The organism is Streptomyces sp. NRRL S-350, assembly GCF_000719705.1.
GTDB lineage: Bacteria > Actinomycetota > Actinomycetes > Streptomycetales > Streptomycetaceae > Kitasatospora.
Genome location: NZ_JOHO01000069.1, coordinates 11,337 through 29,059 on the forward strand (window position 1 = coordinate 11,337; position 17,723 = coordinate 29,059).

Genomic DNA, 17,723 nt, shown 5'->3' on the forward strand with positions numbered 1-17,723 from the left:
ACCCCTCGGAGCGGTCAGCGGTCAGCGGGCGCGGTCAGCGGACGGCGGTCAGGCGTCTTCCCACTTGAACAGCCTCCAGGCGATGGCGGTCAGCACCGCCGCGAAGAGCAGCAGGCCGCCCATGGTCGGCAGGGCGTCCATGACGCCGCCGCCGCGGGTCAGCACCGACTGGGCGGAGTCGACCAGGTAGTGCAGCGGCATGATCTTGGAGATGGTCTGCAGCCAGCCCGGAGCGCCGTCCAGCGGGAAGAACGAGCCGGACAGGAAGGACATCGGCAGCACGATGACCTGCGAGATGCCGTTGGCGGCCTCCTCGGTCTTGGCGACCGAGCCGGCCAGCAGGCCGATGGACATGAAGGCGAGCGTCGCGCAGGCCACCAGCGGGATGACCAGCCACCAGTCGCCGGTGAGTCTGAGCCCGAAGAAGCTCGTGGCGACGACCAGGAAGACGGCGCTCTGCAGGAGCGCGGTCAGCAGTGAGACCACGATCCGGGAGCTGACGACGGTGCCCGCGCTGATCGGGGCCAGCCGCAGCCGGCGCAGCACCTTGGTCTTGCGCCAGTTGACCAGGGTCAGAGCGGCGCCGAAGACCGCGCCGGTGGCGACGGCCCAGCCGAGCAGACCGGGGGTGAGGAACTGGATCGGCTTGAGCGACTTGTCCTCGACCTGCTGGGCGTCCAGCACGTAGGCCGGCGGCCGACCGGTGGCGGCCTGGTTGGCGCCCTGGACCACCGAGTCGAGGATGCCGCGGAGCGCGCCGGCGCGGACGGTGTCGGCGGCGCTGTAGCGCAGTTCGACCTTGCCGTCCGGGCCCTGCGTGATCAGTGCGTCGAAGTCGCCCTTGCGGACCTTCTCCAGGGTGGCCGGCTCGTCGTCGGTCCTGGTGATCGTGAGGACCTGGTCGAGCCCGGCCCGTTCGCCGCCCTGCATGGAGTCGAACAGCTGCACCGCGCCGACCTGCGCCACCTTGGCGTGCGGGCTGCCGGAGCCCTTGGTGACGCTGCCGAAGAAGACCAGGAACACCAGGGGGAAGAGCAGGATGAAGAAGGTCGCGGTGCGGTCGCGCTTCATGCCGAGCAGCATCGCCCGGGAGAGGCTCCAGAACGCGCTGACCCGCTCCCGCTCCCGCTCCCGTTCCCGTTCGCCGGCGGCGCCGGCCGCACCGCCCCGCAGGGCGGGGTCCTTCGGCTCGGTGGGGGTGGTGGCGGTCATGCGCGGAACTCCCGTCCGGTCAGCTGGAGGAAGACGTCCTCCAGGGTGGCGCCGCGCACTTCGAGGCCGCGCAGGGCGTTGTGCTCGGCCAGGACGCCGAGCACCGGGGCCGGAAGGCGGGTGGAGAAGGAGAGCGAGACGGTGTCGTCCTCCAGGTTGGCGATGTCGGCGCCGGTCGTGGTCAGCAGCGCGCGGGCCCGGTCGAGCGGCAGTTGGCCGGAGGCCACGCTGATCCGGACGGTGTCGTCGATCTCGCGGATCAGCGCCGCCGGGGCGCCGGTGTGCAGGATCCTGCCGTGGTCCATGATCGAGACCCGGTCGCAGAGCACCTCGGCCTCGTCCAGGTAGTGCGTGGTGAGCACGACCGTGCGGCCCTCGGCGTTGATGTCGCGCAGGAGGTCCCAGAGGTTGCGCCGGGACTGCGGGTCGAGGCCGGTGGTGGGCTCGTCGAGGAAGACGAGTTCCGGGTCGTGGGCCAGGGCGCAGGCGATCGACAGGCGCTGGGCCTGACCGCCGGACATCTGGTCGGTCAGTGTCGCGGCCTTGTCCGCGAGGCCGACCCGCTCCAGCATCGCGTCGGCCCGCTTGGGGCCGACCCCGTAGAACGACGCGAAGGTGCGGATCGTCTCCCGGGCCGTCAGTTTCCGGAAGAAGGCGGAGGCCTGGAACTGCACGCCGATTCGCGGCAGCAGTTTCGGGTTGCGCGGCCAGGGAGCCATCCCCAGCAGCTCGATCCGGCCCTCGTCCGGTTTCCGGACGCCTTCCAGGATCTCCATCGTGGTGGTCTTCCCGGCGCCGTTGGGGCCCAGGATCCCGTAGAACTCGCCGGCCTCGACGGTGAAGGACACCCCGTCGACGGCCTGCACATCCCCGTACCGCTGACGGATGCCGTCGGCGGATATAGCTGCAGTCATGTGCCCTGAGACTAGGGCTTCCGAGCGCTCCTGTGCACACCGTGGACAGGGAATCCGTGGGTTCCCGGAAGATTTCGGGACGAAGCCGGGCCGGGCGGATGTCGTGTTCCGCCCGGCCCGGCCGGAGTCGTCCCCGACGGCGCCTCGGCGCGCCGCCTGACGAAGGGTCGGCGCGTCAGGCGCGGTGCACCGTGATCGTCGTCCAGGCGCCGATGTGGATCCGGTCGCCGTCGTTCAGCGGTACGGCGGTGTGCGGGGCGATCGGCTCCGCGCCGCCGTTCACGGTGGTGCCGTTGGTCGAGTCCTGGTCGACCAGCACCCAGCTGCCGTCGGCCTGTTCGGCGAGCAGGGCGTGCTGGTGCGAGGCGCCCGGGTCCTCCGGCGGGACGGACAGGTCGATCTCGGGGACGGTGCCGCGGTGCTGGCTGCGCCGGCCGATCCGCAGCTGGCCGCGGCCGGTCAGCGGGATCCGGCGCTCGGGGCAGTACGGCGGGAAGAACAGGCCGGCCGCCTCGGGGCCGCTGCGCGCCATCATGTCGGTGAAGTAGTCCCGGTCGGCCGCGATCACGGCGATCCAGTTGGTCCGCACCGGCTCGGCCGGGCCGGCCTCCTGGTGGGGCGGCTGCGACTGCGGCGGGGCCAGGTGGAAGGACGTGCCGAAGTCGCCGCCGCGGTTGTTGGGGCCGGGGCCGACGGGCTGGGCGTACACCGGGCCGGAGTCCTCGCGCGGCTGGGCCTCGGGGAAGGCTCCCTCGGACGCGGGCCGTTCCGGCCCGGCACCGGGTGCGGCGGGCGGGTAGCCGTACGTGTGCGGCTGGTCCGGGGTCTGCGGCTGCTGCGGGACGGGCGGGGCGACGGCCTGCTGGGCGGCCGGGGGCTGCCCGGGGGCGTGCTGCCCGTACGGCTGCCCGCCGTACCCGGGCTGCGGCTGCTGCGGGGCGCCGCCGTACGCCGCCGGGATGTTCAGGGGCGGCGGCTGGGCGGGGCCGGGTGCGGCCGCGCCGGGCGCCGGGGCCTGGCGGCGCGACGGGGTGGACAGCTCGTAGTCGTAGCCGCACTCCTCGCAGAACCGTCCGGTCTGCGGGCTGCGGCAGATCGGGCAGACGGACAGGCCCTCGGTGAGGCCCTGCTGCGCCGGCGGCGGGAAGGCTCCGGGCGGCGGGGCGGCGCCCGTGGGCATCGGCGGCATCGGCGGCGCGCCGTAGGGCGCACCGCCGTGCTGCCCGTACCCGGCGGGCGCGCCGGGGGCCGGGTCGGCGCCGGGGGCTCCCGGGTAGCCCGGGTGGGCACCGGGGGCCGGGGCCGGCGGGGTCATCGGGAAGCCGCAGAAGTCGCACCAGTCCTCGGCCTGCGACTCGTGGCCCCTCGGGCAGATCGGCATCAGGTCCCCCTCGTTTCGGGCCGGCACGGTGCGGCGTCGCGCCGGGGCGCCGGCCCGGCCACGTCTTCAGCGGTCACTTCTTCACACGTACCGTCTTGGTCGACCGGGTCTCAAGGGTCATCGAGTCGGCCTCGCTCACGTTCTTACGGAACCGAACCGTACCCTCCTTCGGGTCCACCACGTCCACCACCTTCTGCAGCAGCTTGTAGGTGCCGTCGTTCCCGGCCGCGTGCGCGATGCGGACGGCGGCGCCCAGCTTGGCGGTGGCGGTGTCGACGTCCCCGGCGCGGTGGGCCTCCAGGCCCTCCTGGATGGAGGAGGCGAGCTCGGCCTGCCCGGTGTAGTGGGCGACCTGGGGGCTGATCCGGGTGGAGGAGGCCAGGTCGTCGGTCCAGACGGCCTTGACGAGGCCCTGGCTGAGCACCTCGGGGGTGCCGCCGCCGACCTGCGGGGGCAGCACCAGGCTGATCCGGGCGGCGAGCATCTCGTTGCCGACGGAGGCGGCCGGGACCTCGACGCAGACGTGGTAGTCGCGGCTCTCGTCGCCCCAGGAGCCGGTGGGGTAGTCGCCGGCCCGGGGGCCGGCCTCGGCGCGGCGGGCGGTCAGGTCCTCGACCGCCGGGGCGACCTGCTTGACGAACTTGACGGTGGCGTTGGCCGGGGTCCAGATCCGCAGGGCGACGTCGGCGACCTGCTTGCCCATGGCGCCGGCCATCATCGAGCGGAAGTCCTCGGCGAGGCCGGAGGGTTCGGCGACGATGTCGACGGTGCCGAGCAGCGCGGAGGAGATCGTGCGGAGTTCGTCGATGCGCCAGTCGGTGCCGACGCCCCGGCAGTCGGCGGTGAAGTGGCCGGTGACCCGTTCGATGTTGCGGGCCAGGTCCTCCGCCGACTCGTGCTCGTTGTTGCCGTCGGTGAGCAGGATGGTGTGCCGGATGGCGATGTCGCGGCGGGTGAGGAACAGCTTGTCGGCCTTGGCGAGCCAGGTGCCCATCGCGGTGCCGCCGGCGGCGGTGAGGCGGCGCAGCGACTCCTTGGCCTGCTCGCGGGTGGCGGCGGAGGCGGTGGCGAGGGTGCCGTCGCCGGGGTAGATGTCGCGGGCCTCGTGGGTGCCGGCGACGACGGCGAAGGCGGTGCCGTCGCGCAGTGCGTCGATGGCGGCGGCGGTGGCCTCCCGGGCGCCGTTGATCTTGGTCTTGGGGTAGTCCATCGAGCCGGAGCAGTCCACCAGGATCACCACGGCCGCCTCGGCGCCGGTCGGCCCGGCGTCGGCGATCCCCAGCGGGCGCCCGCCGGAGGTGCCGCCGCCGGTCGCGGTGACGGTGACGATGGCGTTGACCTCGCGGGCGCCGTCGGCCAGGTACTCGTTCTGGAAGATCTCCACGTCGAACCTGGGCAGGTTCGGCTTCGCCAGTGTTGCCATGGGGCGGTCGGCTCCCGTCGGGTGAGGGGGTGGACGTGATCAGGACGGTGGGGCGGCCCGTCGGCCCGGGCGGTCGGGTGCTCGGGCCGGCGGGCCGTGGCGCCGTGGCGTCCGCCGGTCGGTCGGTCCGCCGGCCGGGTCGCCGGCCGGTCAGGCCGTCGGCGGGTGCGGCGGCTGCGGCGGGACGGGCGGTGCGGCGGCGGGCACCGGCGGGACTGCCGGGGGTGCGGGCGGTGCGGCGGGCGGTGTGGGAGGCGTCGGCGGGACGGCCGGCGGCAGCGGGGCCGCGGGGGAGCCGATCACCGGGATGTCCGGCAGGGTCGGCTCGTAGTCCTCGTAGTCGTCGCCGTTCCCGCCGTTCCCGCCGTCCCCCGGGGCCGCCTGGCCGGCCGGGGGCGCGGTGACCACCGGCAGGTCCAGCGCGGTCGGCGTCCGCTCGGCCTCCTCGGCCTCCTCGACGGCGGGCGGGTCGATCGGCAGCACGGCGACCGTGATGTTGTCGTGGCCGCCGGCGGCGACCGCGAACTTCACCAGGGTCTGGGCCGTGGCGAGCGGCTCGGTGCGGGCGTCCGGCCGGACGTAGTACGCCAGGTCGGTGGCCGCCTCGGCGTAGTTCCACAGGCCGTCGGTGCAGATCAGCACGACTCCGGGGACGTGCGGGGTGAAGTCGAGGGTGTGCGGCACGACCTCCTCGGCGTCGGCGCCGAGCCAGCCGGTGATGGCGTGGGCCCGCGGGTCGGCGTACGCCTCGGCCTCGTTCATCAGCCCGGCTTCGACCATCCGGGCCGCCCAGGAGTCGTCCTGGGTGAGCCGGAAGGGCTCGGCGGCGGCGCGGTCGTCCGGGATCCAGTACGCGCGGGTGTCGCCGACCCAGCCGATGGTGACCCGGCCGCCCGCCGCTATGGCGCTGACGTAGGTGCAGGCGGGCGCGTTGAGGTCGGGCCGGGTGGGGCCGGCGCCGTCGGTCGCGAGGTCGGCGACGGCCTTGGCGGCGTCGGCGATGGCCGCGCGCATCGCCTCGGTGGCGTCCCGGCCTGCTTCGAGCGAGGTCAGCAGGGACTCGGAGGCGGAGTCCACGGCGGTCGCCGAGGCCTCGTCCGGGCGGTCGGAGGAGGAGACGCCGTCGCACACCACGGCGACGACGACCGGGTCGCCGCCGGGCAGCGAGGTCGCGGCGACGGTGAAGCTGTCCTCGTTGCGGTGGTGGCGCACGCCGCGGTCGCTGACCCCGGCGACGCCGCCGAGCGCCTTCTCCATGTGGTCGCGCGGGCGCGGCTGGGCGCCGCCGCAGCCCTCGCAGTAGCCGTCCGCGGTGACCTGCGGCTGCCCGCAGTGCACGCAGACGGGCCCGCGCTGCTGCGGTACGGCCTCGCCCCGGGCGGCGGCCCAGCCGTTGGGCATCGCGCCCGGGGCCGCCCGGCCGTCCCGGCTGGTCCCGCAGGAGCCGCAGTAGGCGTCCTCCGGGTCCATCGGCTCGGAACAGCTCGGGCACTCGGTCTGCTGCGGCATCGGCTACACCCACGTCCTGGGACGGGCTCGGTTGGCCCGTTCCACCATCTCGATCCTGGTCTCCGCCCGGTCGGCCAACCGGGCGAGTACCCGGTAGGACTGTTCCAGGGCGAAGCGCAGTTCCCGCTCCTGTGCGGGACGTCCCAGCACCACCGGCTCGCCGGCCTGTCGGGCGCCGGCCGAACCGGCGCCGACCCAGCCGAGGGCTGTGCCGAGCACCTCGACGGAGAGCTCCTCGCGGCGGCGGTCGTCCAGTCGCAGCGCGGTCAGCTGGGCGGAGCTCGCGCCGAGGTCGGCGGCCAGTTCGTCGGTCGCGGGGCGCTCGCGCAGCCGGGCGCGGACGGCGGCGATCCGGGCGGCGGTGTACTGACTGGAGGTGGCCGGAACGGACTCCAGGACGCGCACGGCGCCGGCCCGGTCGTCCTCGGCGAGCCGGACCCGGGCCAGCCCGAAGGCGGCGCTCAGGTAGGCGTGGTCGGTGGTCCACACCAGCCGGTAGAACTCGGCCGCGTCGCCGCCGTCGCCGAGCAGTTCGGCGCAGACGGCGAGGGCGAGCTTGGGTGCGGCCTCGCCGGGGAAGGCGTCGTAGACGGCGTCGAAGGCTTCGGCGGCCGCGCGCAGTTCGGCTTCGCCGCGGCCTGCGGCGGGGCCTTCGGTGCGGCCCGTGCCGTTGCCTGCGGTGGAGTGCCCGTCGTCGCCTTCGGCGGGCTCCGCGGCGGCGCCGACCAGGGCGGTGAGGCCGCGGTACCAGACGACGCGCCAGTCGTCCGGGTGGTCGTGCTCCAGCTCGTCGAGGCGGGTCACGGCGTCGCGGTGGCGGCCGAGTTCGAGCAGGGCGCGCAGTTCGCGCAGCCGGCTCTCCACCGAGACGGCGGGGGCGCCGGCCAGGGCGGTGAGTGCCTCCTCGGGGTCGGGGGAGAGCAGGGTGGCGAGGAAGCCGGCGTTGGGGTCGCTCGGGTCGACCCGGGGGATGGGCAGGGCGAGGGCGGCGGCGGCCGGGTCCAGGGCGGTCACCCGGAGCTGTCCGGGCTGCTCGGTGGGCAGCACCAACTCGGTGTCCACGACGCGGAGTTCGGGGCCGAACAGGGTGGACATCGCGGGGTAGGGCCGGTCGTTCCGGAGGGCCAGGACCTCCCGCAGGACGCCGGTGAGCTGGTCGGCCATCTCCTCGGCGGAGGCGAAGCGGCGGGCCGGGTCCGGGTCGGTGGCGCGGACCAGCAGGCGGTAGTACGACTCGTACCGGGCGAAGACCTCGACGACCTCGGGGCCGGGCAGGGAGTCGCGGTAGGTGCCGCTGTAGCCCTGGAAGTCGAAGCTGAGGACGGCGAGGGTGCGGGCCACGGTGTACAGGTCGGAGGCGGGGGAGGGGCCGTCGGTGGCGATCTCGGGGGCCTGGTAGCCGATGGTGCCGTAGATCGGGCCGTCGTCGTCGAGGCGGCGGACGGCGCCCATGTCGATGATCTTCAGCGAGTCGCCGCTCTGGATGGCGTTGTCGATCTTGAAGTCGCAGTACACCAGGCCCCGGCCGTGCAGGTAGCCCAGGGCCGGCAGCGCCTCCAGCGCGTAGGCGATGGCCTGCTCGACCGGCAGCGGCTCGCGCCGGCCGTCCGGGGTGCGGCGCTCGTTGGCGATGTCCTTGAGCGACTTGCCGCCGACGTACTCCATCACGATGTAGCCGTCGGTGGCGCCGGTGCGCAGGTCCGGATGCTCGGCGAAGTTGATGATGCGGACGATGTTGGGGTGGTCGACCTCGGCCAGGAAGCGGCGTTCGGCGACGGCCACGGCCAGTGCGTCCTCGTCCCCGGTGTCCAGCAGGCCCTTGAGCACGACCCACTTGTCGTTGACCCGCCGGTCCACCGCCAGGTAGATCCAGCCCAGCCCGCCGTGCGCCAGGCAGCCCACCACCTCGTACTGGCCGCCGACCAGGTCGCCGCGGCGCAGTTTGGGCGTGAACGAGTACGGCGTGCCGCACTTGGTGCAGAAGCCTTCCGGGCGGCCGGGGCGGCCGTTCTTCTCCCGGCCCACCGGCGCCTCGCACTTGGAGCAGAAGCGCTTGCGCTCGGGCACCTCGGGGTTGGCGAGCACCGCCTGGGCAGGGTCGGCCGTCTCGACGGTCGGCACGGTGACCAGGCCGGCGCCGAGCCGGTTGCGGGTGCCCGCGCTGGTGCTGCCCCGGGCGGAGCGCACCGAGACCGAGCGGCTGCTGCCGGTGCGGGTCGAGCGGTGCGAGCGGGAGCGGCCTGACATCGAACGGGCGGAGCCGGTGCGGGCCGACATCGAGCGGACGGAGCCGCTGCGGCCGGAGTCGGGGGAGACTCGGGCGGAGGGCACGTACGGCTGGGTGACGCCGGTGTCGGGGCCGGGCGGGGTCAGGCCGCACTCGTCGCAGTAGCCGTCCGCGTCGATGCTGCCGGGGCAGTCGCGCGGGCAGGGCGACCCGGGGCCGACGGCGGCCGGTGCTCCCGCCGCGGACGCCGCCCCGGAGGTCCCCGTGGTGCCGGTGGCCCCGGGGGTTCCGGTGGTTCCCGTGGCGCCGGTCGCCCCCGTGGTTCCGCCCGCCGGGGCCAGCCCGCACTCGTCGCAGTAGCCGTCGGCGTCGATCCTGCCGCTGCCGGAGCAGTCCGGCCGTCCGCACGTCTCGCCCATCAACCTCAGCCCCCCTGAACCTGTCCGTCGACCGGCGACTGGCCGGCCGCCTCCTGAGCCTGCACGGCCTCCGCCTCCGCCTGGGCCGGCCGCAGCGACTGCTGGAACCGGGCCACCGCGGCGGCCGCCGCGCGCAGGTCGCACGGCGCGCTCCACAGCAGCCAGCGCGCCTTCTCGTACCGCTCGAGCACTTCCGGGTCCTCGGAGACCCGCAGCCGGGCCGCCATCGCCTTGTAGGCGTCGAGCCGGCCGCGCAGCTCGGCGCGCACGGCCAGCGGCTGGGTCACCTCGGTGAGCGACTGCCGGGCCCGGGCCAGCTCCTTGGCGGCGGCGTCCTCCAGCGCGTCCAGCAGCGGCGCGAGCCGGCCCCACTGCCCGCCCTGGCGCAGGTCCAGTGCCGTGACGATCCGTTCGCGCAGCGCCGACGCCGGGCCGGGCACCGCCGGGACGTCGCTGGACGCTATCTTCGCCAGCACCTCGCCGCGCGCCCGGCGGGCCTCGGCCAGGGTGGCGTCGGCCCGCTGGAGCAGGTCGCCGACGCCCTGCAGCCGTTCCTCGGCCTCGTCGCGCAGCCGCAGCAGGTCCTCCAGCTCCACCCGGACGCCGTCCAGCGCCCGCCCGGCCCGGTCGAAGCGCTCGGTGTCCACCACCCCGGCCGGTCCGGCGAAGGCCGACCCCTCCGGAACGGTGCCGCGCTGGGCGGGCACCCGGGCCGGGCGCCACAGCGCCAGCGGGTCGCCGCGCACCTCGGTGCGCAGCTCGGTGAGGTCCTTCTCCAGCCCGGCCAGGTCGTCGCCGATGGGGTGGCTGCCGGTGCGCACGCCGAGCGAGGCGGCCAGGGTGCGCACCCGGTGGAGTTCGGCCAGTAGCAGGTCGATCCGGGCGGGCAGCGCGGACCAGACGGCGTCGGCGGCGCTGAGCACCTCCAGCACGGTGGCGTACCAGGAGTTCATCCGGGCCATCAGGGCGTCCAGGCTGATCCGCTCGACCAGCTTGGCGGGCGCGCCGAGCAGTTGCGGCGCGTCCGGTACGGCGCCGCCGGGGACGGTCACCGCGTCGCCGGTCAACAGTTCGCTCAGCTCGGCGAGTTCGGGTGCGCCGGGCTTGGCCTTCCGGGCCCGTACGGCGCGCGCCGAGGCCAGCGCCTCGGAGTAGCGGTCGAACAGCGCCCAGAGCAGCGGCAGGCCCCGGCTGGCGACGGACCACCGCTCCAGGGTGCGCCCGGACAGCTCGGCGCCCTCCAGCAGCCGCAGGCCGGGGTGGTCCTGGAGGGCGAGCAGCGCGGACTCGACCGCGTCCCGGTCCGCGCCGAGGCGCGCCAGTGCGCGGTCCACCTCCTCCCGGCTCAGTACCGGGCCAGCCGATGCCGCCACCGCGGTGTCCTTCCTTCCTCGCGTGCGATCCCGACGCGTGTCACGTGCCCGCCATTCCCGACGTGCCCGGCGGTCCCGGTGTTCCCGGCGGTCCCGGCGGTCCCGGTGTTCCCGGCGTGCGATCCCACGTCATCCCCCGTGTCCACCACCGGTTGCCCCGTGGTGATCGTCCCGAACCCTAGCCGGTGGCCGTCCCGGCGGGGCGGGCGCGGGGCGCCAAGACCGCCCCGGCGCCCCGGGGCCGCCCGCCGCGCGCCCGGCTCAGCGGGTGCCCGGCCAGTAGTGGTCGGCGTCGCCGGACATGTACGGCTTGAGCCAACGGTCGTACGAGCGGGCCCAGTCGCCGCGCGCGTAGTAGTCGGCCAGCACCTGGTTGACCCGGGCGGTCAGGTCGGGGCGGTCCTTGAGCATGGCGATGCCCATCACCTCGGGCTGCGCCTCGCCGTCCACCATCCGCACGGTCTGGTCCTGGGCGGCCTGGCCGGCGGCGAGGCCGGTGTCGGTCATGGTGGCGTCGACCTTGCCGAGCTGCATCAGGACCAGGCAGTCCAGCTGGTTCTCGACCGAGACGACCTGCCGGGCGGTCTTCTTGCCCGTGACGACGGCCTGGGCGGTCGAGCCGTCGGCCGCGCACACCGTCCGGTCCTTGATCGCGTCGTCGATGGTCTTCGCCGGGGAGGCCTTGGGGACCAGCACCCGCTGGGTGGTGTTGAAGTACGGCTTGGAGAACGCGACGTCGTTCATCCGCGTGCAGTTGATCGTCATGGTGCGGACGACCAGGTCGACCCGGCGCTTCTTGACGGCGTCGATCCGGTCGGCCGTCGCCACCGGCTTGAGCACCACCTTGTCCGGGTCGCCCATGATGGCGGTGCCGATCGCCCGGGCGAGGTCGATGTCGAAGCCCTCGATCTGGCCGGTGTTCGGGTTGCGGGCGCCCCAGCGGTAGCTGTTCTGGTCCACGCCGATCACCAGGCTGCGCTTGGCCTTGATCTCCTTCACGGCCGGGCCGTCCTCGGTGCTCGGCGGGACGCTCCGGTAGACGTCGCAGCTGTCGTCGGCCGGGCCCTGCTCCTGCTGTGCCGCCTGGGGCGCGGCGGCCCCGGCGGCCGGTGCGGCGCCGACCGGGCCGCCCGCGGAGAGCACGACGGCGCCGGCCGCCAGCAGTGCCAGGGCCGCGGCGTGCCTGCTCCGTACGGTTCTCGTGCGCATCTGTCCGTCCTCCCCTTTACCGGTACTCGGCCAGTCGCCGGCCCAGGCCCCGCAGCGCGGCGGCGGCCGCCGCCAGGCCGAGCAGCGCGACCGCGACGGCGGTGGTGCGAAGGTCCCCGCCGGTGCCGTCGGCGGCCTGCGAGAAGCGGTCCTGTTCGGTGTCGGCGGCCCGGGCGAGGTCCTTGTCGGTGGCGTTGAAGGCGGCGTCGGCGGTGGCCGCGTCGGGCTTGGCGCTCACGGTCGTGTCGAGGGCGCCCTGGTAGTCGGCGTTGCCGGTCTCCAGGTTCTGGGCCGTCTCGTGCAGTCCGCGCCACGCGTCGAACTGCTTCGCCGCGTCCTCGACACTCTCCCGGGCGGCCGGCGGCGCGAGCCGGACGGCCTCCGGGAGGGAGCCGTCGGTGCGGCCCGGCGGGAGGTCCTTGGTGCCGGACAGGTGCGCGGTGGCCTTGGTCCACTGGTCGGCGTACTTGGTGGTCGAGCCGCGGGCCACGAAGTGCAGGTTCTCCGACAGGCGGGCGGTCAGCACGTCCACCCGGGCGGAGTTGAGCGCCCGCAGCGGGGTCGCGCCCTCGCGGTCGCTCCGCTGGAGCGCCGAACTGATGGTCAGGCCGGTGACGGTGAGCCAGAGTGCCCCGGCCAGCACGGCGGCGGTCGCGCCCAGCAGTCCGATGTTGAACACCCGGTTGGTGCGGCGGAACAGCGTCAGCTGCACCCAGGCCAGTGCGGCCAGGGTGATCGCCGCCAGGCCGTACGCCGCCCACGGCACCGACTTGGCGGCGGCGTAGTCGTCCGCGAGTTCCTGGTTCTCGACGGCGCCCAGTTCCGCGGCGGCCGGCAGCAGGACGGTCTGCATCTGCTCGGAGGCGTACCGCAGGTAGGCGCCGCCGAGCGGGATGCCCTGCCGGTTGTCGGCCCGAGCCGTCTCCACCAGCCCGGCGTACACCGGGAGTTGCTGGTTCAACCGGGCGAGCGAGTCCTGCCCGGGGGAGGTGGCGGTGGTCCGGGCGGCGGCCTGGGCGACCAGCTTGGCGGCGGTGGCGAGGTCCTGCTCGTAGCGGTCCCGGACGTCCTTCGGCTCGGCTCCCGCGAGCAGGAAGCCGGTCGCCGCGGTGGTGGCGGCGTCGGCCAGGCTGCGGTGGATCTCGGCGGCGTCCCGGCTGAGCGGCTGGCTGTACGAGACCACCCGGTCGGCGGCCTGCGCCCTGGTCTCCAACTGCCAGGCGGTGAGGCCGCCGAAGGCCACCGTGAGGACGGCGAGCAGCACGCCGGCGAGCCGCAGCCGGCCGGGCGCGGTGCGGGTGGCCTCCGCGAGCCGGGCGCGGACGCCGGTGGCGAGGACGCCGGTGGCGGCCCGGGGCCGCCGGGCGGGCGCCCCGCCGGGCCCGGGCGACGGAGCGGCGCCGGTCCTGGCCGGCGGCGCCGGTGCCGTGGTGACCGGCGTTCCCGCTGCGCCCGGCGTTCCCGGCGGCTGGTCCGGCCGTGCCGGGATCGCGGCGCCCGGTGCGCCGTTGCCTACTGGTGTCGCCACCCGCCTCATCCTCCCCTGGAGCCGGGCCCGTTCCCCGGGCCCGGCCGATGGCAGCAGTATGGCCGCGACTCCCCCCGGCCACACCCGACTTGCGCCGATCTTGAGCATGTCGTGCACGGTTTCCGCACGCCCGCGTGCGGGTCCGGCCCGGCCCGTACGCGGAGATGGCGAACCGTCCGACGCGGCCCGCACCCTACGCGGTTCCCCGGACCGGGCGGAGCGCGGGGGTCCGGTTGTGGGCGCGCGTTCCCGGGTGCGGCACCCCCTCGCTCCGTACGATGGGCGCATGCGCCTGCTTGGAACGATCTCGCCCGACCGCCCGCTGCTCGTCGTCGCCGCCCGCGAGGAGGCCGCCCACCTGGACGGCCGGCTGCCGGTGCTGCTCACCGGCATGGGGAAGGTCAACGCCGCCGCCGGCCTGGCCGCCGTCCTCGCCCAGGGGGAGAAGCCCTCCGAGGTGATCAACCTCGGCACGGCCGGTGCGCTGCGCCCCGGCTGGGAGGGCACCCACCACGTCGTCCAGGTGATCCAGCACGACCTCGACACCGCCGCCCTGCAGGCGCTCACCGGGCGGCAGTACGGCGCGCCGCTGGTGATCGGCAAGGGCGACGGCCCGGTGCTGGCCACCGGCGACCTGTTCGTCTCCGACGGGGAGGCCCGCGACCGGCTCGCCGAGCACGCCGACCTGGTCGACATGGAGGGCTACGCCATCGCCGCCGTCGCCCACCGGGCCGGCGTGCCGGTGCGGCTGGTCAAGCACGTCAGCGACGAGGCCGGGGACGGCGCGGAGCACACCTGGCGGGAGTCGGTCGACGACTGCGCCCGGCACCTCGCCGACTGGGTCGCCGCGCAGGGCTGGTGACGGCCCGCCGGGTCCTCGAATCCGGTTCCCCGGCGCGCCGCGGGTGGCTAGGGTGACGCGGTGACCCAGAACACCGAGCCGAACACCAGGCCCAGCAAGCTCTCCGACACCCGTCCGCCCAGCATGAACGCGGACGAGCCGACCACCCTGGTCGCCTTCCTCGACTACCTGCGCGAGGCCGTCGTCGCCAAGGTCGACGGGATCTCCGACGAGGACGCCCGGCGCCCCGGCGTCGCCTCCGGCACCAGCCTGCTCTGGCTGGTGCGCCACCTGACGGTGGTCGAGCACAACTGGTTCGTCTGGGCCTACCAGGGGGTGGGCGAGAAGCCGCGCGAATCGGAGGCGGTGCCGCTGGACGGCGCGACCGTCGCCGGCGAGATCGCCGCCTACCGGGAGGCGATCGCCCGGTCCAACGCGGTGACGGCGGACGCCCCGGACCTCGACCGGCCCGGCGTGCGCTCGCTGCGGCCGGACGCCGCCGAAGGGCCGTCGCTGCGGTGGGTGCTGGTCCACCTGATCGAGGAGACCGGCCGGCACGCCGGGCACGCGGACATCATCCGGGAGCAGTTGGACGGCACGGTCGGGCGCTGACGGTCGCCCGGCGGGCCGGGAGGGCGGTGGCCCCCCGGCCCGCCGGGCCTTCCCGGTCTTCCCGGCCTTCCCGGTCTCCCCGGTCTTCCCGGTCTTCCCGGTCCTCCCTACCCGCACTGCCCGCACTGCCCGCGCTGCCTGCCGGGCCTGCCGGGCCTCCCGGGCCGCTGCCGTCGGACGGCCCCTACGACCGGCGGAACTCCGAGAGGTCCAGTGCCGCCAGCCGCTCGGGGTCGGTGAGCACGTCGATCGCGACGATCCCGCCGTCCACGACGGTGAACGCCATGACCGACAGCGCCCGGCCGTTGTCGCCGATCACCACCGCGCCCGCCGCGCCGTTGACCAGCGCCGGGCGGGCGAACGGCGACAGCGTGCCCCACAGCACGGCCTGACCGGCCACCGTGGCGGCGCCCGAGAGCACCACCGTGTGCCGGGCCATGGCCGCCCCGCCGTCCGAGCGCAGCACCACGTCCGGGTCGAGGACGGCGAGCAGCGCCTCGAGGTCGCCGTGGCGGGCGGCGGCGAAGAAGGCGTCCACCGCCACCCGCTGCCGGCCCAGGTCGGGGTCCGGCGCGGGCGCCTGCCCCTGCACCTTGCGGCGGGCCCGGCTGGCGAGCTGCCGGGCGGCGGCCGCGGACTTCTCGATCAACGGGGCGATCTCGTCGAAGGGCACGGCGAACAGGTCGTGCAGCACGAAGGCGACCCGCTCGGCCGGCGACAGCGACTCCAGCACCACCATGAGCGCCAGCCCGACCGAGTCCGCGAGCATCACCTCCTGCTCCGGGTCCACCACGCCCTCGCGCCGCAGCAGCGGGTCCGGGATGCGCGGCGGGCCGGGCTCGCCGTCCGGCCCGGCGGGCTCCAGCGGCTCCTCCCGGCGCAGGGCACGGGTGCGCAGCAGGTTGAGGCAGACCCGGGAGACCACCGTGGTCAGCCAACCGCCGAGGTTCTCCACCCCGGCGGTGTCGGTGCGGTCGTACCGCAGCCAGGACTCCTGGACGGCGTCGTCGGCCTCCGTGACCGAGCCGAGCATCCGGTACGCGACGGCCTTCAGGTGCGGGCGGTGCTGCTCGAAGAGCGCGGCCCGGGCGCCTCGGGCATCCGGAGAGGATTTCTCGTCCACCGTGTCACGTTCCTTCGTCGCCGTGGGTCAGAGCAGCAGGAGCCACCCAACAACGGCTGCGGCGGGAGATCAACTCCCGGCCCGGGGCGAATCGGAGACGACCATGAACGACGACGTCAACGACGTGGACGACAAGAACGACGTGGATGCCGCGCACGTCGTGGATGCCGCGCACGGCGGGAACGACGCGGACCTCGCGGCGGACAACCCCGTGCTGGTCACCGGGGGCACCGGCACCCTGGGCCGGCAGGTCGTGCCGCTGCTGCGCGCGGCCGGGCGGCCGGTGCGCGTGCTCAGCCGGCAGGAGCGGGCCGCCGCCGACGGCGTGACGTACCTGCGCGGCGACCTGCTCGGCGACCCGGCCGACGCGGCCGCCCGGCTGGACGAGGCGCTGGCCGGCGTGGACACCGTGCTGCACCTCGCGGGCGGCCCGAAGGGCGACGACGACGCCACCCGGCTGCTGGTCGCGGCCGCGCGGCGGGCCGGGGTGCGGCACCTCGCGTACATCTCGGTGATCGGCGCGGACCGGATCCCGCTCGGCTACTTCCGCGCCAAGCACGCCGCCGAGGAGGCGGTGGCGGGCTCGGGCCTGCCGTACACGATCCTGCGGGCCGCACAGTTCCACGACCTGGCGTTCACGGTGGTGGAGAAGCTGGCGAAGCTGCCGGTCGTCCCGGCGCCCGGCGGGATCCGCTGGCAGCCCGTGGACGTGCGCGAAGTCGCCGCGCGCCTGGTGCAGTTGACGCTGGACGAGCCGGCCGGGAGGGTGCCCGACCTGGCCGGCCCCGCCGTGTACGAGATGCGCGAGCTGACCCGCCGATACCTGGAGGCGCGCGGCCGTGGCCGCCGGCAGCTGCCCGTCCGGGTGCCCGGCAAGGTCGGGCGCGCGTACCGGGCGGGGCAGAACCTGGCCCTCGCCGGGGCGGAGCTCGGGCGGCGCACCTGGGAGGAGTTCCTGACGGAGCGCCTGGCGGAGCGGCCGGTGGGGCGGCCGATGGAGCGGCCGGTGGGGCGGTCGGCGGCGTGAGCGCTGTCCGAGGCGCGCCGTAGGGTGGCCGCCATGTCCCTCCTCGACGCGATCCGCGCCAACCCCGCCGCCCTCGACTACCTGCTCTGCACGGGCGACTTCGACCCCACGCGCACGTACGAGCACGTCGAGGAGGTCGTGCTCGCCTCCGGCGCCCCGCTGGAGCGGGTGGCCAAGGACGCCGGGGGCGGCACCTTCTTCCTGTGCGGCGAGGGCGGCGAGGAGCGGCCCGTCCTGTACGCGGACTCCGAGGGCGGGGCGGCCGTGCTGGCCGTCGGCGTGCCGGAGCTGGTGCGGCTGCTGCTGGCCGTGCCGTGGTGGCGGGACTGCCGGCGGCTGACGGTGGAGGAGAGCGCGGAGGCGGCCGGGGAGTACCTGGAGGAAGAGCCCGGCCTGTACGCCGAGCGGGACGCCGCTGCCGCCGCACTCGGCCTCGAAGTCCCCTCCGAGGCCGAGGCGTTGGGGCGGCTGCGGGAGGTCGTGTCCGACCTCGGGGCGTCGTACGTGCTGCTCAACGCGGAGGAGGGGACGGCGTACGAGCCGCTGCTCAGGCCTTGCTGACCGTTGCGGAACCAGCCTCATGCGGTCACTGGTTCCTGTGGGAGGGCCGGAGCCCGACGGCTCCCGCCGCCCCAGCAGGAAGGCGACCCCCGCTACTTCAGCAGGAAGTCGACCCCCGCTACTTCAGCAGGAAGTCGTACACGGCCTGCCGTCCGGCCGGGTTGGCCGCCCGGTTCTGCACCGAGTGCGCCGCGCCGGGGACGATCACGATCTGCGGATCATGGGCCGACTCGGCCTCCTGGTAGAGCCATTCGTACGGTGTGGCCAGGTCCCGGTCGCCGCCGAGGAGCAGGACCGGCACGTCGGGCAGCTTGCGGTGCGCCGGCGGCGTCGGGGGGACCGGCTCGCGCGGCCAGTCGAGGCA

At 75.1% G+C, this 17,723-nt stretch carries 15 protein-coding genes; 4 read left to right on the top strand and 11 right to left on the bottom strand.

The annotated features are described in order from the left end of the window. Positions 1 to 48: 48 nt before the first annotated feature. From IF30_RS0135015 to IF30_RS0135055, 9 genes are all read right to left on the bottom strand, one after another. A complete protein-coding gene (locus IF30_RS0135015) occupies positions 49 to 1,212 on the bottom strand; it encodes an ABC transporter permease (protein WP_234322961.1) in 1,164 nt (387 codons plus the stop codon). After that, complete coding sequence (locus tag IF30_RS0135020) at positions 1,209 to 2,126, bottom strand: ABC transporter ATP-binding protein (RefSeq protein WP_030246092.1); 918 nt, start codon at positions 2,124 to 2,126, stop codon at positions 1,209 to 1,211. The genes IF30_RS0135015 and IF30_RS0135020 overlap by 4 nt, the downstream gene beginning before the upstream one ends. Before the next feature lie 175 nt (positions 2,127 to 2,301). Next, the gene (locus tag IF30_RS50450) at positions 2,302 to 3,507 is read right to left on the bottom strand and encodes an FHA domain-containing protein (RefSeq protein ID WP_030246095.1); all 1,206 of its coding nucleotides are present in this window, start codon (positions 3,505 to 3,507) and stop codon (positions 2,302 to 2,304) included. Positions 3,508 to 3,580: 73 nt separating this feature from the next. Beyond that, positions 3,581 to 4,930, bottom strand: a complete 1,350-nt coding sequence (locus tag IF30_RS0135030; RefSeq protein WP_030246096.1) for a vWA domain-containing protein — start codon at positions 4,928 to 4,930, stop codon at positions 3,581 to 3,583. 150 nt (positions 4,931 to 5,080) lie between these two features. Next, positions 5,081 to 6,439 (bottom strand): PP2C family serine/threonine-protein phosphatase, encoded by a 1,359-nt coding sequence (locus IF30_RS0135035; RefSeq protein WP_063752914.1) that lies wholly within the window; start codon positions 6,437 to 6,439, stop codon positions 5,081 to 5,083. Positions 6,440 to 6,442: 3 nt separating this feature from the next. After that, positions 6,443 to 9,085 carry a serine/threonine-protein kinase gene (locus IF30_RS0135040; RefSeq protein WP_030246101.1) on the bottom strand — a complete coding sequence of 881 codons (2,643 nt, stop codon included), beginning with the start codon at positions 9,083 to 9,085 and terminating at the stop codon, positions 6,443 to 6,445. 5 nt (positions 9,086 to 9,090) lie between these two features. Then, entirely contained in the window at positions 9,091 to 10,458 is a 1,368-nt protein-coding gene (locus IF30_RS0135045) for a hypothetical protein (protein WP_030246102.1), read from the bottom strand. 261 nt (positions 10,459 to 10,719) lie between these two features. Beyond that, positions 10,720 to 11,667, bottom strand: coding sequence for a glutamate ABC transporter substrate-binding protein (locus IF30_RS0135050; protein ID WP_037902215.1), 948 nt, complete (start codon positions 11,665 to 11,667; stop codon positions 10,720 to 10,722). A gap of 16 nt (positions 11,668 to 11,683) precedes the next feature. Continuing rightward, complete coding sequence (locus IF30_RS0135055) at positions 11,684 to 13,195, bottom strand: hypothetical protein (RefSeq protein WP_051711868.1); 1,512 nt, start codon at positions 13,193 to 13,195, stop codon at positions 11,684 to 11,686. A 286-nt stretch (positions 13,196 to 13,481) separates the two neighbouring features. Here IF30_RS0135055 and IF30_RS0135060 point away from each other — a divergent pair, with 286 nt between their 5' ends. Next, positions 13,482 to 14,057, top strand: a complete 576-nt coding sequence (locus IF30_RS0135060; protein ID WP_030246108.1) for a nucleosidase — start codon at positions 13,482 to 13,484, stop codon at positions 14,055 to 14,057. 60 nt (positions 14,058 to 14,117) lie between these two features. Continuing rightward, complete coding sequence (locus tag IF30_RS0135065; RefSeq protein WP_234322962.1) at positions 14,118 to 14,648, top strand: DinB family protein; 531 nt, start codon at positions 14,118 to 14,120, stop codon at positions 14,646 to 14,648. 184 nt (positions 14,649 to 14,832) lie between these two features. On the opposite strand, the gene IF30_RS0135070 is transcribed toward IF30_RS0135065, so the two are convergent. Next, complete coding sequence (locus IF30_RS0135070; RefSeq protein ID WP_037902217.1) at positions 14,833 to 15,771, bottom strand: sigma-70 family RNA polymerase sigma factor; 939 nt, start codon at positions 15,769 to 15,771, stop codon at positions 14,833 to 14,835. Positions 15,772 to 15,874: 103 nt separating this feature from the next. Here IF30_RS0135070 and IF30_RS0135075 point away from each other — a divergent pair, with 103 nt between their 5' ends. Further along, positions 15,875 to 16,798 carry an SDR family oxidoreductase gene (locus IF30_RS0135075; protein ID WP_078891955.1) on the top strand — a complete coding sequence of 308 codons (924 nt, stop codon included), beginning with the start codon at positions 15,875 to 15,877 and terminating at the stop codon, positions 16,796 to 16,798. A gap of 33 nt (positions 16,799 to 16,831) precedes the next feature. Beyond that, positions 16,832 to 17,359: a hypothetical protein gene (locus IF30_RS0135080; RefSeq protein WP_030246116.1), complete on the top strand. Its 528-nt coding sequence runs from the start codon at positions 16,832 to 16,834 to the stop codon at positions 17,357 to 17,359. Between the two features lie 118 nt (positions 17,360 to 17,477). On the opposite strand, the gene IF30_RS0135085 is transcribed toward IF30_RS0135080, so the two are convergent. Further along, positions 17,478 to 17,723, bottom strand: a 246-nt coding sequence (locus IF30_RS0135085) for an alpha/beta hydrolase (protein WP_030246119.1), incomplete at its 5' end; no start/stop codon positions are given.

What these genes read in the sequence shown, in the direction of transcription:
- IF30_RS0135020 (WP_030246092.1), bottom strand. Translation starts at nt 2,126, where the DNA reads ATGACTGCAGCTATATCCGCCGACGGCATCCGTCAGCGGTACGGGGAT.
- IF30_RS0135040 (WP_030246101.1), bottom strand. Translation starts at nt 9,085, where the DNA reads ATGGGCGAGACGTGCGGACGGCCGGACTGCTCCGGCAGCGGCAGGATC.
- IF30_RS0135050 (WP_037902215.1), bottom strand. Translation starts at nt 11,667, where the DNA reads ATGCGCACGAGAACCGTACGGAGCAGGCACGCCGCGGCCCTGGCACTG.
- IF30_RS0135035 (WP_063752914.1), bottom strand. Translation starts at nt 6,439, where the DNA reads ATGCCGCAGCAGACCGAGTGCCCGAGCTGTTCCGAGCCGATGGACCCG.
- IF30_RS0135080 (WP_030246116.1), top strand. Translation starts at nt 16,832, where the DNA reads ATGTCCCTCCTCGACGCGATCCGCGCCAACCCCGCCGCCCTCGACTAC.
- IF30_RS0135015 (WP_234322961.1), bottom strand. Translation starts at nt 1,212, where the DNA reads ATGACCGCCACCACCCCCACCGAGCCGAAGGACCCCGCCCTGCGGGGC.
- IF30_RS0135075 (WP_078891955.1), top strand. Translation starts at nt 15,875, where the DNA reads ATGAACGACGACGTCAACGACGTGGACGACAAGAACGACGTGGATGCC.
- IF30_RS0135030 (WP_030246096.1), bottom strand. Translation starts at nt 4,930, where the DNA reads ATGGCAACACTGGCGAAGCCGAACCTGCCCAGGTTCGACGTGGAGATC.
- IF30_RS50450 (WP_030246095.1), bottom strand. Translation starts at nt 3,507, where the DNA reads ATGCCGATCTGCCCGAGGGGCCACGAGTCGCAGGCCGAGGACTGGTGC.
- IF30_RS0135060 (WP_030246108.1), top strand. Translation starts at nt 13,482, where the DNA reads ATGCGCCTGCTTGGAACGATCTCGCCCGACCGCCCGCTGCTCGTCGTC.